This window comes from Flavobacterium arundinis, from assembly GCF_038289855.1.
Taxonomy (GTDB): domain Bacteria; phylum Bacteroidota; class Bacteroidia; order Flavobacteriales; family Flavobacteriaceae; genus Flavobacterium; species Flavobacterium arundinis.
In genome coordinates this window covers 362,538-376,853 of sequence record NZ_JBBYHR010000001.1, presented here as the reverse complement: position 1 = coordinate 376,853, position 14,316 = coordinate 362,538, and the positions used below count along the sequence as shown (strand labels likewise).

Here is a 14,316-nt window from a genome sequence, read left to right as displayed (position 1 = left end):
TAATGTAAAACCCCAAATGTTTCAAAAACCTTTGGGGTTTCTAATTTAGAAATCGCGTCAGCCGTGTCCAATAAAAATTCCGTATTTTTGCACAAAATTTAGAAGAAAGGAATTAAGATGAAACGTGTTGTAGTAGGTCTTTCGGGTGGTGTGGATTCAAGTGTGGCAGCATATCTGTTGCAGGAGCAGGGGTATGAAGTGATAGGCCTTTTCATGAAGAACTGGCATGACGACTCGGTAACCATATCCAATGAATGCCCGTGGCTGGAAGACAGCAATGATGCACTGCTTGTGGCCGAAAAGCTGGGAATCCCATTCCAGACCGTCGATCTTAGCGAGCAATACAAAGAGCGTATCGTTGACTATATGTTCAATGAATACGAGAAAGGCAGGACACCCAACCCGGATGTGCTGTGTAACCGCGAGATAAAATTCGATGTCTTTATGAAGATAGCCCTCAGCCTTGGCGCCGACTACGTGGCTACAGGCCATTACTGCCGTAAAGGGACTATCGAAAAAGACGGAAAAGAAATATACCAGTTGCTTGCGGGCGCTGACGGGAATAAAGACCAGTCCTACTTTTTATGCCAACTTTCGCAGGATCAGTTGAGCAAAGCGCTTTTCCCTATCGGCGAACTGACCAAACCGCAGGTTCGCGAAATAGCTGCTAAAATGGATCTCGTTACCGCCGAAAAGAAAGACTCGCAGGGGCTTTGCTTTATTGGTAAAGTTCGCCTGCCAGAATTTTTACAGCAGCAGCTCCAACCGAAAGAAGGCATCATATATGAAGTGGGCGCAGAATCGGAAACCTATTCCGGTGCTCATCCGCAATTTACCTCGATAAAAGAGCAGTTGGCTTATGAGGCAAAGAACATCGACTACAGTCCCGAAATGGGCAAGATGGTAGGCAGGCACCAAGGCGCGCATTATTATACCATAGGGCAGCGCAAAGGGCTAAATGTGGGCGGCACCAAAGAACCGCTCTTCATCATCGCTACCGATGTTGTCACCAATACCATATACACCGGGCAGGGACACAACCACCCTGGGCTTTTCCGCAAGGCATTGTTCATACAGGAAAGCGAGATCCATTGGGTACGCGAAGACCTGCAACTAAATGATGGCGAAACTATGGATGTAATGGTACGCATCCGTTACCGCCAGCCGTTGCAGAAAGCGACATTGCACAAATTCGATAACGGTATGTACATATCGTTCGAAGAAGCCCAGTCCGCCATTACCGAGGGGCAATTCGCTGCATGGTATATCGGGGAGGAGCTTGTGGGTAGCGGCGTGATATCGTAGTTGTAAAAAATAGGTATACAGTCCGGTTACCATTGGTGCCCGGACTTTTTTATTCTGATCTTTAAACTTTTCATAAGACAATTCATTATCTATAATGTATTGATTACCTTGTAAATAAAATCAATACTATGATAAACTCGAAATTGCATGGGATATTGGATTATCTGGTCGTAGCGTTCCTCGTAGCTTCACCTTCAATATTTCACCTTCCACCACAAACTACGGTATTTACTTACGGATTAGCGGCTATGCACCTGGTACTTACTATGCTTACAGCCTATGAGCCAGGTACCCTGAAGATCATACCTTTCCGAATCCATGGATGGATTGAGCTTTTTGTAGTTATAGCATTGGGTGCATTGACATTTTATATTGATTCTGTTGAGGGGCATGCTGCACGTAATTTTTATATCGGTTTCACGGGTGCTATATTTTTAGTCTGGTTGCTTACGAATTACAAAAGCGCACCTGCAATACCTAAGGAAGAAGATGTGATGTGATGCTTTCAAAGTGTAATTGCTATCTTGCAGTAAATTTGCAACATGCTCTACAACCTTCATACCCATTCATCATCAGGGAACAGTAATGTCTTTGAGGTCGTCAACCGCTATCCTTACGAAGTTATTGATGTGCCTTATTTTTCTACAGGCATTCATCCCTGGCATATTGATACAGATAAGCTGGAGGAACATCTTTCAATAATTGAAGAGCGCCTGCAACTTCCAAATTGCCTTGCTCTTGGCGAATGCGGACTGGATAAAAGGATTGAAATCCCACTGGATATCCAAATAAGTGTTTTCGAAAAACAATTGTTATTAGCTAAAAAACACCAAAAACCCGTAATTTTGCATCTTGTTGCCGCGTTCCAGGAACTGATCGAAATAAAGAACAGGATACAGCCAGATGTGCCCATGGTCGTTCATGGCTTTTCGAAAAATGCGCAAGTGGCAAAGCAGCTGCTGGATAACGGCTTTTATCTTTCCTTTGGAAAATACCTGCTACGTAACCCGGAACTGTCGGAGGTTTTGGCAACAGTGCCGCAGGACAGGTTCTTTCTGGAGACCGACACCATTGAAGAAGGTATCGCCGAAGTGTATAAGAAAGCAGCTTTGGCACGGAAAATAGATATTGAAGATTTGAAAAATACGATAAGCACTAATTTTAAAACCGTTTTTAATAATGGCTGAATGGACAGAGCGCGCCGAACTCTTATTTAAGAAGGAAGGCCTTGAGAAATTAAAGAATTCACATGTAATGGTGGTAGGCATGGGGGGCGTAGGCTCGTTTGCCGCCGAATTCATTGCACGCGCAGGAGTGGGCACGATGACCATTGTTGACGGCGATGTGGTTGATATTACCAACATCAACCGCCAGCTTCCGGCACTGCATTCTACAGTCGGGCAGCCGAAAGTGGATATCGTAGGGGACAGGCTAATGGATATTAACCCGGAACTGAACCTTATACGCATAAAAGAATTCCTTTCACCCGAACGTGCTTATGAGCTTGTTACGGAAGAATATGACTACGTGCTTGACTGCATTGACAGTATCACGCCAAAACTGAACCTTATTATTTCCGCCCGAAGGAAAAAGGTAAAGATCATCAGCAACATGGGCGCGGGAGGCAAGTATGAAGCAGGTAAGGTTAAAGTGACCGACATCAGTAAGACGGATGTTTGTCCGTTAGCAAAAACCGTTCGCAAGCGCCTTCGTAAAGAAGGGGTGAGCAAAGGGGTGAAAGTGGTTTACTCTACCGAAGCGCCTGACCAGACAAGCCTTAAAATGACGGATGGCAGTAATTTCAAAAAATCATTCTTTGGTACTAATAGCTGGATACCCGCAGTGTTTGGATTACATTCTGCCGAAACTGTAGTAAAGTACCTGATAAAGAAATAAGGATATTTCCTGGGAATTATTTTTCAAGCCCCAAAGGTTTTCAACATAATTGTTCGAAAGACTTTTTATAACCGAATGTAGCACATTTTGTCATTCTGAATACAGCTTGCGGAGTGAAGAATCTCAAATTATCGAATACTAAAGAGATTCTTCCTTCGTCAGAATGACATAGATAACCTTTTTTTGACTTCGTCAATAATCTTCCGAACAACCGCCTTTTTAAAACCTTTGGTTTTTTTGTTTTATGGATTAGCAGGCTTTTGTGCAGGTGTAGCTGTTGATTGCGCCGGTTTTTTGGCCGTAGGTTTTGTTGTTGCATCAGATTTTGTCCCTGCGGGCTTGTTTGCAGCCGGTCGTGCAGTAGCGCTGTTTCCGGTTGATGTAGCCGCTGCTGGCTTTTGTGTATCTGTAGCAGGCTTGTTTACCGCCGGTTTAGGAGTTGTAGTGCCAGGTTTAGCTGCGGGTACTCCCCCGGGAAGCGTTTCTGTCATCGTTTCTGTAGGCGGAACTATCGTCGGTGCTCCTATTGGGATATAAATATCCGTAACCCATTCCGATGGCCTTTTTGTCTGTTGTATGCCTTTACTGTACAATTCGATATATTGCCCGGTCGTGTTTTCCTGCAGGCCTTTTTCAGCTACGTGTTTCTGAGCGGCATCCCATGCTTTAGCCAAGTGGGAATAATCACCTTTAAGCGTGGTTTTCAGTGCCTGGAACGAGGCAACCTTACCGCCTTCGTATTCGCTTCCCGGCATTGTATACATTTCCTCTTTTATCGGTATGCAGATAACGTAGGAGGCGCTGTCTTTTTGCTTGCTGAATGACTTATAAAGTATAAACGGCGCGCCATTAGTCACAATCTTATTGGTTTTTACAAAAGATAGCAGCTTAGGGAATATTTCTCCCGATTTCTTCTGCAGTTCCGATATTTTTGATTTTACAGGTTGCCCAACATAAGATACACCGGTCTTTGTTACCAGGCCTTTTACTTCGACATTATATTTGCCAAGCTCCTCAACCAGATACGTACTGAGATTTTTAAGGCCATTGTCAAGTGCTGCCTCCATTTTCTCATTTACATTCCCATTAAGTACGGCGTAGGCCTTTTCTTTAAAGCTGAGCTGCCCCTGCATCCTTACAGTCACTTTTGTTCCCCCAATTGTATCCTTAAAACCCCATGCGAGTTCTGAATCAAGTCCGTCGATGGTTGCTTTTTGTAAAATGGAGTCGTTTTCAATAAGTTTTATGGTGCTGATTTTGCCTTCCGTTCCGTCCTTTTTCCAGGTCATGGAAGCATCCTTTCCAAACGTGTTTTCTGAATAGGAATACGTTGCAGTAGTGTCGGTATTAGTTATTATACCTGTGCTCTCCCAATTTCGGTATTCATTTATATAGTTGTAAAGCAACGCTTTAGGCACATTAATTACCCGCTCTTTTCGAATATCATATTTTCCTTCCTGGGTAGCAATAAATACAGTTACTGCTATAGCAGACAATAGCAGCAGGAGAAATATGTATTTTACAATTTTCATAAAATTGAAAATTTTAGTTTGTCGTAAAATTATAAATATTTCCCTTATGAAACTAAATTACTTTCGGAGGCTAATCCATCCACTCATATTCATTCTTTAAGTCCGGAAAAAGATCATTAAAATCAGTCCTTAATTTCGAAGACCACTTGTGCGCATCATTCTCCTTGGGCTTCCCCAAGTGGAAGATATTTCTTTTGTCAATCTCAATCCATTTACCTTCCTGAAGTTCCGATACAATTACAACGTCCGATTTGAAAGATGCTACGTAGTAAATATCCATAACAAAGTCGTAAATATCATTCAGCGGGGCTTCATACTTATGAGTTACAACAGTATCCTGCGCTTTACCTTTTATAATGACAGAGAGGTGCCCATGGTTATCTATTTGATAAGGTTGTATGATTTCAAAATCCGCATCATACATCCAGCTGAATTCTTCGGCAGATTTCAGCATCTTGTTCAGGTCTTTCAACAATGTTTTGTAATTTTTTGCTTCCTGTGCATGCCCGCTGAAAACAGCAATAAACAAAAGTGCTACCGATAGTATTTTCTTCATGGGGTAATTAAAATTAAAATAAGGCCTTAGCGGCCTTAATTATTATTATTATTTTGTATCGCAGTCAACAAAATCCTCGGGGTAGGGCGAAAGGCTAACTTTATCCACAAGAAGAAAAATATCTTCCTCTTTGGTAAAAAGCTCTATCTCAGGGCTTGTCTTTTTTGCATCAAGAGTTTTCCTGTGTGTAGTAATGGTGTATTCCTGCAGCTTATCGGTAATGTTGTAATTGAAAGAGATAAGTTCCGGATAATCATTTTTAAACTGCACTTTCCATTTGTGTTGCTCCCCATTCATCCCTTCATATTTCAGCCTGAAGGATATCCTGCTGTAGCAGCTCGTTTTTTGCCAGGGTTCCCAGTCGCCCTGATTTTGGGCAGACATTGTCATTGTGGCGAGAATGAATAATAAAGTCAGAATTTTTTTCATGATATTTTTTTATTGAAAGTCGGCATCTGAAACGCCTTCGTTGAATTTCACTTCACTGTAAATCATTTCGGAAGACGTATCCTTGTCAGATACTGTTGTCATTTTGAAAGGGAAAAGTACCCCATTCACATCTTTGTATTCAGAGAAATGATTTGTGGATTTAATAGTTATCCCGACAGCCCTTGCTTCCGAAGATGACGCGGTTATCAGTCCGGTTTTAATGCTGTAATAATTTGTCACTGCACCTCCCGAGATAGGTTCTGTAAAGGTTACGCTATACACGTCTTCATTGTTTATAGTTGTAATACCATCAAGTTTCGCACCATTCTGTAGCGGCATTATACATGTATCATATATTTTTTTAGTCCCTGACCTCATTGCTTCAGCCATGGATTTATCCATTTTTTTGCGTTTGCCTTTTTCATTGATGGTATACGCTCCCTCGCTATTAATAAGGGTTGTCATGATACTCTTGCCATTTGTCAAAACATTTGTATAGCTATTATCTCCGCTAATTTTTACAACTACTTCGTTGGAGTACAGCTGCCCGTTGACCGTGTGGTTCATAGTAGCGCGCATATATTGTGTTTTCACAGCCTGTATTTTTTCAACACCGCCAATAGCTGCAACATATTTGTCTACAACCGTTGCAACACTCACACCTGCGGGAGCAGGTTTATAATTTACAGCAACAGCAGGTGACGAAGTTACAGGTTTAGCATTGTTTGTGGCAACCAGTCCAACAGTAGTGCTGTTGTTTGTAGTATTGACAGCATTTTGGCTATTGCCTGATGAGCTTCCTACCATACCCGAATGCGCATACATGTTATCCGCAGGTATAATTTGCGTACGGCCAAGGTCGAAGTAATTCACGATCTGTAGTCCCCTTCTGTATGGGATACTGAGAGTATCGGTATCAATAACACCATTAGGTCCATATTTTCGCAAAAGGAATTTATTATCTCCTTCTTTCAGGGGGACACGGGCATAGCTTATTGTTGCCGGAAGCGACTGCCAGTTGCGCGTATCTGCTTTTTCGGTTGCAGCACCTGCCACATCGGCACCCAGCTTGGTAAGGTCGCCGGCGTCACTGCCAAAAGCTTCTTTTGCCAATGCGCCAAGGATAGCGCTACCTGCTTTTTTGGTTGCAAAACGTAAAACAAGATTTATGGTTTCCCTTAGCATCCTGTCTTTAAGGCACTGTTTGGCTATCGGGTAAAAATCCTGAGATAGTTCAAAGGGCTGCTCTTTATTATTGACAACTATCGCCGCCTTACTGTAGTAGTTTTCCCTTTGCCTGTATTTTGGTATGGCTATCGCATTAACGTTGCCTATGTCTGCGCCGGGAGGTATAGGGATCAATATTTCTTCCATAACATCGCCGTCCATATAGCTGCCAAAAAATACACCACTTCCGCCGGATGCCGTTATCACGATCTGGTCTTTCGCAGGGCCGAGGCCGTTTTCCCAGAATACAATGGCTTCGCCGGTTGGCTCAGGTATTTTTACAGGCTCGGGTGCGGGTGTTTCTTTTACATCTTTTTTACCTTTTCCTTTTTTCTGTGCCTCTTTTTTGGCAGGGACAGGATCCGGCGCTACATTGAATTTTTTGCGATACTGGTTGTATTCTTCAATAAAGCCCAGTTGTTTTGTGGTCCTCAACAGGTCCTGCTTCAACTGTTCCGGCATGGGTACGCCAAAAAAGCGGCCGCCGTCTTTATTGTATATTTCTTCAGCATTCCGGTAGGCGATAAATGCATTATTGATATCTCCGGTGCTTTCATAAAGTATGCCCTGCAAAATTTGCGAAAAGGCATCTTCGGTATATTTGTTTTTGTTTTCGGTGTATTTTTCGTTGAATTGAAGAAGCTTTATATTGATCCTCTTGGCTTCAACAAGCGCCTCATCGGGCATTCCCAACTGGAAATAATTCAGCGCCTTGTAGTAATGGATGGTAACTTTTTCAAAGTCCTCACCTTTATAAGGCTCGGCCATAGGGTTTGTAAATTTACCCGCAATGGCCTGCCCTACATTGGTTTTTATCCTGTCGTCAATCATGATATAAGCTTCTTCCAAAAGGTTGTTGCTCGCCTCATAATTGCCTTTTAAATGCTCCAGTTTCCCTTTTTCCATCAGGTACAAAAGCCTGTTCCTGTCTTTCAGCAGAAATTTATTCTTGTCAATGTTGGCCAGAGCACCATCAAAGTTGCCGTTTACCAGGTCATTTTCAATATCTGAAGTTTTGGAGTTGTATGTTCCGCAGGATTGAAAGGCAAGCAACAACAGTACCGGTACTGTCCTGAGAATAGTAGTAATAGTGTTTTTGGATGCTTTCATGAATAAGTATCAGTAATTACATTTTCTTGTTGCCAAGATATTTTTTTATTTTTTTGTCGCCAATCCATACTTTATCGTTCGTCTGGATGTTAGTAAGCTCAAGGTCAATTTGGTAGAAAATCGTTTTCTCTTTTCCTTTTTCATCAACGATAGAGTTGATCGTTCCCTGAAGCATGAAGTCAGCGCCGTTTTCAAGGCCGAATTTTTTCATGGTCGATTGTGACGAATAGTTTTGCTGGTCGGCCCTTTCCGCCCTTATTTCCTCGCGTTTGTCAGCGCCCTGCACCAGTTTTATGCGCCCTGAATTGATGATGGCTTTTTCAATGTCTTTCGAAAAAGTTTCGGCAGGGATATGCTCGTGCGATTTATTAGTGATGATGCCTACAATGATTACAGGCTTTTTGCTGCCATTTTCAGAAGCAAAGGTGCTGTACCATGAGTGGTCCATAAGCTCGGCGGTGATTTCTTCTGCGGTTAATCTGGAGTCGGTTTCGTTCCACCTTCCACTAAGGTCGGTTACAGTTGTTTCGCTTACGCGCTGAACATTTGGAGATCCGCAATTGATAAGGGTAAAACCTAAAGCAAGGGCAGCAATGAATTTAATTGGATTTGTTTTCATAATGTCTTTTTATTGATTAATTAGGGTAAAAATACTAATAATTTTATTGTTAATTTCTCCACAACGCAAAGGTTGTACCAAAATTTAAAAATAATAGAAAATTCTCATTAATTTTTTTTGCTACCCTAATTAATCATTTTTACTTAATGGAGGGGTTATTAATCGAACTCGCTGCAATCCAGGTCTATCCAGTATTGGGCAGTCTCTTCATATAAATAACCGTATTCATCGCAATCCTGTGCTGCGTCCAGCAGGTTTAGCGCCGCTGTCCTCAGTGCACTGCAATTCGAAGTAGTCGGGCTGTTAGAAAATGTATTGCTTTTCGCAACAAGGATGTCTGACAAGCTTACAAGCCCTTCATAGCAATCAGCATTATTTACCGGTGCTGCCTCTTCTTCTTCGCACGCTACTGCAAACATGGTCATTGCCGAAAGCGCGAATGCCAACGAAAGTTTTTTAAATTTTTTCATAAGTGGTGATTTTTAAGGTTGTTAATTATTTCAACAAATTTGGGTCATTGCTTAAAGCAAAAAAATACCCAACAGAGGGTATTTTTACTACAAATATTGTCTTAACGAACTACCTAGAAATCATACTTTTTTTCCATCGAATAGCGTAGCAATTCGCTTTTGCCCTGGAGGCTTAGTTTTTTCAGGATGTTTTTCCTGTGGGTATCTACCGTAGTTTTACCTATGAACAGTAAGTCGGCAATTTCCTGCGATGTTTTGCCTTCCCCAATCAGCTTTACGATTTCGAGTTCCCTCTTGCTTAAAGGGATATCGTCAGTATCTTTTTTCCGGTAATCGGTTTTTTTAATGGAACTGTCAAAAAAGGTTTCGCCTTTCATGACGGCATGTATCGCAGCAAGTACGGTTTTAAGCGATGAGTTCTTGAGGATATATCCTGATGCCCCTGCAGCTTCCATTTGTGCAATAGCTTCATCCTGCTCAAACATGCTGAAAGCTATTACTTTGCACGAAGGGAATTCTTTTTTGAGGTGCCGTGTGGCGGTTATTCCATCCATTTTTGGCATCCTGATGTCGGTTAGCACCACATCCGGTTTTTTCAGGCGTACGATTTCCAATAGCCTTTCGCCGTCATTGGCTTCGCCTACAACTTTTATATCATCTTCATATTCAAGGAAGAGCTTAATACCGTCTATAAGCGACTGGTGGTCTTCTGCTATTGCTATTGTTATCATAGTGGTAAGTCTATTATAATGGTTGTACCGTTGCCCGGGGTGGAATCTATTGTGAATGTCCCGCCCAGCTGCCCCACTTTCTTTTGGATGGACTGCAGCCCCATTCCATCCGAACCTTCAATCGCTTCCTTATCGAAGCCTGTCCCGTTGTCTTCAATTATTATATTGATGTTGTCATCATGGTGGGTGAGGTGGATGGTCGCCTCAGTTGCCTGCGAATGCTTTATGATGTTGGTTGCAAGTTCCTGCACAATCCTGAATATAGCTATCTCGAGCGTATTATCAAGCCTTTCATCAAAACCGAAAGGCGACACCTGGATAACCAGCTTACCGGGGACCGAAATTTTTTGTGCCAGCTTTGTTATCGCCGGTATCAACCCTTCGTTGGCAAATACACCGGCATTCTTGGCGTGGGCCAGGCGGCGTACCTTTTGGTAGGCTTCCTCTATCAGCGCATCGGTTTTCTCGTATAGCCTTGTTTCTTCATCCCTCAACTCGTTCTTTCGCAGCTTGAGGTTTTCAAAGTTGATCTTCAGTGTTGCCAGCATACTCCCCAGGTTGTCGTGCAGGTCGTTGGCAATGCGCTGCCTTTCTTTTTCCTGCCCTTCCAGCATAATGTCTATACTGTTCAGCTCATAGTCTTTCAGGGCCTTTTCAAACTTTTGCTCCTCTATGAGCTTCTCCTGGCGGGAAATTTTTTCCCTTCGCCGTGCATTTTTCAGGATCAGCCATCCGATTACGATAGCAGAAAGCAGCAGCCCTGTATAAATATATAGCAAAATTGTCTTGTTTTTATTTTTATGCTTTAGCTTAATGTTCTCCAGTTCTTTTTCTTTTGTCCTGTATTTTGTCTGTATATCATTTATGGCAATGTTCTGGTCTTCGGTCTTTATACTGTCCGAAAACTTTTTATTGAGCAGCAGGTAATTGTACGCATTACTGTAATCTCCGGCGGCTTCATAGTTTTTATACAGGAATTCATAAATGAACATCTTTGTTTTCAGGATATCATCCTTAAGGGGCACACTGTCTGCTTTTTTCAGGCAGGAAATCGCATTTTTATGGTCATTAAGATAATAGTAAGCCGCGGCCTGGTTAACGTAATTATGGCATATCTGGGTTATCTTTTGTTTTTCACGGTCTTTATTCCCAGTCAGGTAACGCAAGTTTTTTTTGAGATAGAATAACGCCGAATCCGGCTTATTCAGGTCGTTGATATACAAAGAAGCGAGATTAATGTCGATTGTCGACGCTACCTCAGGGTTATCGGAAAATTTTAAATAGTATTTGGCCTTTCTAAAATAAGCCAGCCCTTCTTTATATTCTTCAGTATCTATTTTAAAAACCGCCAGCCTCGCATAGCGTTCGGACAGCTTTTTTGGATTGTTCGTTTTTTTGGTGTAAGCAATATACTCGTCGAGGTATTTGTTATAGTCGCTTTTGTTTTTTTCCTGGGCATGGAGCATGTAGGCCAGGTCGAAATTTATATCCATTGCCCTATCGGTGCTGTCAATGGCCAGGTATAGTTTTTTTGCGGCAAGATAAAGGCTATATGCCTTGTCTTCCTGATTGTTCTTATTGTAACATTGTGCAAGGAGGTAATTATATAGGGCCTTATCCGGTTTTGTAAAAGCCTTATTTTTCATGTTTTCCAGCGCTGCTTTTGCTTTTTTATGTTCGCCTGTGTGGATGGCGTTTTCTATCGATGCAAGTCCGGAATGTTGTGAATAAACCCTGCCGGCAAACCCAATGGCTGCCAGCAGGACTATAATAATTTTAAAAAGTGGATTTACTGTTTTTATCACGGTTTGATATTAGGTTTGCTAACAATCGTCATTCCTGCTTTGCGGGGGTCGAAAAACAGCAGTGCACTTTTCAGGCGGGCACTTTCCAGGCCCCTGCTTTTTTGGACGGCATTCATCAGCCAGGTGGTAGAAAAAGGCCCTTCTTCTTTTACCGTCTCAAATATTGTATCAGCCTCATCCTGCATATCATTGATATCGGCCTGTTTTATTGGCTCATGGTAAAGTATAATAAGTGTTTTTTGTGCATTCCAGTCAAAAGTTGGGGCAGAAGCATGGCGCACCATTGCTGTAGTTGGCGTGATGTTGGGTAACGGCACAAGCGGGTCGGTGGTGCTGTTCCATACCAGTGCAGTGCCGTTCTCGTTGCTGCGGGTCATGTAAATGAGTACAGCATTTACCTGGCCGGTAGGGGTAGTTTTCGAAATGTTGTGAAATTCCGGGAAAGCATAGCTTTCATGTGCTCCTAGTCTGGGAAGCTTGGCGCTTAGCTTAATTTTCGTCGTTGAAAATGTTCCCTCTACGGTGTACGTTAAATCGTTGGTAGGCATGGTTTTGATATTTTATTGGTTAATAAAACAAATTTCAGGAACTTAAATTAAATAAAAAATCCCCATTAATGGGGATTTGGAGATTTTTATTTTTAAGGAAATTTTAAGAATTGTCTTTCACAAAATATTTGATAAATAACAGTATCCCTATAAAAGCAAGGAAGCCCACAAGTATCCAATAGCTGCCCTTATAATATATTTTGTGAAGGGCAAGGTCTTTACGGTATACATAGATCATCGTTATTATAAATGCCACTAAAAAAGTGCCTGCAAAAATCCATTGGCCTGTTGTAAACATGTTGAAATCTTTTTGCAAAGCTACAATTTTACGCGTGTATTTCTATTTATTTTGGAGGGATAAATTAACATTACCATGAAAAAACAACTTGACTCTGTAAAACAATTTCATTCTTCTTTCGGGCTGGGCATTAGCGAGATCCCTAAAGCCGACCTTGGCGAAGCCGTAAACCTGTTGCGCTACAATCTTATGAAGGAAGAAAATGAAGAATATCTGGAAGCAGTACAGAATAATGACCTTGTGGAGATTGCCGATGCACTGGGAGATATGCTCTACATCTTGTGCGGTACAATTATAGAACACGGCCTGCAATATAAAATAGAAGAAGTTTTTGATGAAATACAGCGCAGTAACATGAGCAAGCTTTGCGCTAACGGATTGCCTATCTATCGCGAAGACGGCAAAGTAATGAAAGGCCCGGATTATTTTAAACCCGATTTTACGAAGATATTGGAATATTAGTTAGTTTTCAGTCGCAGTCGCAGTCTCAGTTTCCAGTAGGATGAACGTAAATCTACCTGCATACGTCTTTGCGAGGAGGAACGACGAAGCAATCTTTCAATTCAGGCAAAATTTATAGGCACAAAAAAGCCCAAAGATTTCTTAAACCTTTGGGCTTTTTTACATCAGGATGAAAATCTGCGAAAATCCGCCCGATCCGCGTCATCCGCGTTCCAATATAGATGAAAACTGCAACTTATATCTTCACCGTCCAACCAAAAGTGTCTTCGGCTACTTTGTATTGTATGTTGGTAAGCTTTTCTTTAAGTTCCAGCGCCATGGAATTTTCCAATTTTGGCAGCTCGTGGTATTTGTCCTGGTAGCAAAAGCCTACGATCGGGTTGATGACCGCAGCGGTGCCTGCCCCGAATATCTCTTTCAGTGATCCGCTATCGGCAGCCTCGATCAATTCCGATACCAGTACCGAACGTACTTCTACCTTAATATTTTCCCTTGCCGCAAGTTCGATGATACTTTTACGCGTAACGCCGTCGAGTATTCTCTCACTGGTAGGTGCTGTATATAATGTGTCATTTATCCTGAAGAATACATTCATGGTCCCGGCTTCCTCCAGTTTGGTATGCGTGGCATCGTCAGTCCATATTATTTGCTGGTAGCCCATGTCATTGGCCAGTTTGGTAGGGTAAAACTGTGCCGAGTAGTTACCTGCGGCCTTTGCAGCGCCTATACCACCATTAGCGGCACGGCTGTAGTGCTCGGCAATGATCACCTTAACTTCGCCGGAGTAATACGAGCGGGCAGGGGAGAGTATGATCATGAAACGGTACTGTGTAGATGGGGCTGCTATTACGCCAGAGCCTATCGCTATCATGAACGGCCTGATGTAAAGCGAGTTGCCAGGGCCTTTTTTCACCCACTCTTTTTCAATCTGAATGAGCTTTTTCATGCCGCCAATAAATACCTCTTCCGGTACTGATGGCATGGCAAGCCTTTCGGCAGATTTATTAAAGCGGTCAAAATTTTCTTCCGGTCGGAAAAGCCATACGTCGTCGTTGGTGTCTTTGTAGGCTTTCATGCCTTCAAAAATGGCCTGCCCGTAATGGAATACTTTAGCCGAAGGGTCTATAAGGAAAGGCTCGTAGGGTTTTATAATGGGTTGTTCCCATGCTCCGTTACGGAAATCGCAAACCAGCATGTGGTCTGTAAAGGTGTTCCCGAATGAGAGGTTTTCAAAATCAACAGCGCCAATATGGCTGGTTGCCGACTTGTTAATAATAATATCAGAAGTAGAGTTATCGCCCATTATAAGTAAGTGTTGTTAGGGTTAG

General features: G+C 42.3%; 16 protein-coding genes. 5 read left to right on the top strand and 11 right to left on the bottom strand.

The features are described 5' to 3' along the window. Window positions 1–117: 117 nt before the first annotated feature. From mnmA to AAEO56_RS01655, 4 genes are all read left to right on the top strand, one after another. The gene (gene mnmA, locus AAEO56_RS01670; protein WP_341695275.1) at window positions 118–1,305 is read left to right on the top strand and encodes a tRNA 2-thiouridine(34) synthase MnmA; all 1,188 of its coding nucleotides are present in this window, start codon (window positions 118–120) and stop codon (window positions 1,303–1,305) included. A gap of 128 nt (window positions 1,306–1,433) precedes the next feature. Continuing rightward, window positions 1,434–1,805 carry a hypothetical protein gene (locus AAEO56_RS01665; protein ID WP_341695274.1) on the top strand — a complete coding sequence of 124 codons (372 nt, stop codon included), beginning with the start codon at window positions 1,434–1,436 and terminating at the stop codon, window positions 1,803–1,805. Window positions 1,806–1,847: 42 nt separating this feature from the next. Further along, the gene (locus AAEO56_RS01660) at window positions 1,848–2,492 is read left to right on the top strand and encodes a TatD family hydrolase (RefSeq protein WP_341695273.1); all 645 of its coding nucleotides are present in this window, start codon (window positions 1,848–1,850) and stop codon (window positions 2,490–2,492) included. Then, a complete protein-coding gene (locus AAEO56_RS01655; RefSeq protein WP_341695272.1) occupies window positions 2,485–3,201 on the top strand; it encodes a tRNA threonylcarbamoyladenosine dehydratase in 717 nt (238 codons plus the stop codon). The genes AAEO56_RS01660 and AAEO56_RS01655 overlap by 8 nt, the downstream gene beginning before the upstream one ends. A 242-nt stretch (window positions 3,202–3,443) precedes the next feature. Here the strand turns inward: AAEO56_RS01655 and AAEO56_RS01650 are convergent, their stop codons facing one another. The 10 genes from AAEO56_RS01650 to AAEO56_RS01605 form a co-directional block, all read right to left on the bottom strand. Continuing rightward, window positions 3,444–4,733, bottom strand: coding sequence for a GyrI-like domain-containing protein (locus AAEO56_RS01650; RefSeq protein WP_341695271.1), 1,290 nt, complete (start codon window positions 4,731–4,733; stop codon window positions 3,444–3,446). A gap of 70 nt (window positions 4,734–4,803) precedes the next feature. After that, complete coding sequence (locus AAEO56_RS01645) at window positions 4,804–5,289, bottom strand: hypothetical protein (protein WP_341695270.1); 486 nt, start codon at window positions 5,287–5,289, stop codon at window positions 4,804–4,806. A gap of 48 nt (window positions 5,290–5,337) precedes the next feature. Further along, complete coding sequence (locus tag AAEO56_RS01640) at window positions 5,338–5,718, bottom strand: hypothetical protein (protein WP_341695269.1); 381 nt, start codon at window positions 5,716–5,718, stop codon at window positions 5,338–5,340. Window positions 5,719–5,727: 9 nt separating this feature from the next. Continuing rightward, window positions 5,728–8,055: a hypothetical protein gene (locus tag AAEO56_RS01635; protein ID WP_341695268.1), complete on the bottom strand. Its 2,328-nt coding sequence runs from the start codon at window positions 8,053–8,055 to the stop codon at window positions 5,728–5,730. Window positions 8,056–8,071: 16 nt separating this feature from the next. Beyond that, entirely contained in the window at window positions 8,072–8,674 is a 603-nt protein-coding gene (locus AAEO56_RS01630; RefSeq protein WP_341695267.1) for a penicillin-binding protein activator LpoB, read from the bottom strand. 158 nt (window positions 8,675–8,832) lie between these two features. Next, complete coding sequence (locus AAEO56_RS01625) at window positions 8,833–9,144, bottom strand: hypothetical protein (protein WP_341695266.1); 312 nt, start codon at window positions 9,142–9,144, stop codon at window positions 8,833–8,835. A 113-nt stretch (window positions 9,145–9,257) separates the two neighbouring features. Then, complete coding sequence (locus tag AAEO56_RS01620; protein WP_341695265.1) at window positions 9,258–9,875, bottom strand: response regulator transcription factor; 618 nt, start codon at window positions 9,873–9,875, stop codon at window positions 9,258–9,260. Next, on the bottom strand, window positions 9,872–11,680 hold the full coding sequence (locus AAEO56_RS01615; RefSeq protein ID WP_341695264.1) for a tetratricopeptide repeat-containing sensor histidine kinase: 1,809 nt from the start codon (window positions 11,678–11,680) through the stop codon (window positions 9,872–9,874). Before AAEO56_RS01615 ends, AAEO56_RS01620 begins: the two co-directional genes overlap by 4 nt. After that, window positions 11,677–12,228: a hypothetical protein gene (locus tag AAEO56_RS01610; RefSeq protein WP_341695263.1), complete on the bottom strand. Its 552-nt coding sequence runs from the start codon at window positions 12,226–12,228 to the stop codon at window positions 11,677–11,679. Before AAEO56_RS01610 ends, AAEO56_RS01615 begins: the two co-directional genes overlap by 4 nt. 103 nt (window positions 12,229–12,331) lie before the next feature. Next, window positions 12,332–12,544, bottom strand: a complete 213-nt coding sequence (locus tag AAEO56_RS01605) for a hypothetical protein (RefSeq protein ID WP_407934942.1) — start codon at window positions 12,542–12,544, stop codon at window positions 12,332–12,334. 57 nt (window positions 12,545–12,601) lie between these two features. Here AAEO56_RS01605 and AAEO56_RS01600 point away from each other — a divergent pair, with 57 nt between their 5' ends. Continuing rightward, entirely contained in the window at window positions 12,602–12,988 is a 387-nt protein-coding gene (locus AAEO56_RS01600) for a nucleoside triphosphate pyrophosphohydrolase family protein (RefSeq protein WP_341695262.1), read from the top strand. A gap of 235 nt (window positions 12,989–13,223) precedes the next feature. On the opposite strand, the gene AAEO56_RS01595 is transcribed toward AAEO56_RS01600, so the two are convergent. Beyond that, on the bottom strand, window positions 13,224–14,291 hold the full coding sequence (locus tag AAEO56_RS01595; protein ID WP_341695261.1) for a branched-chain amino acid aminotransferase: 1,068 nt from the start codon (window positions 14,289–14,291) through the stop codon (window positions 13,224–13,226). Window positions 14,292–14,316: the final 25 nt, after the last annotated feature.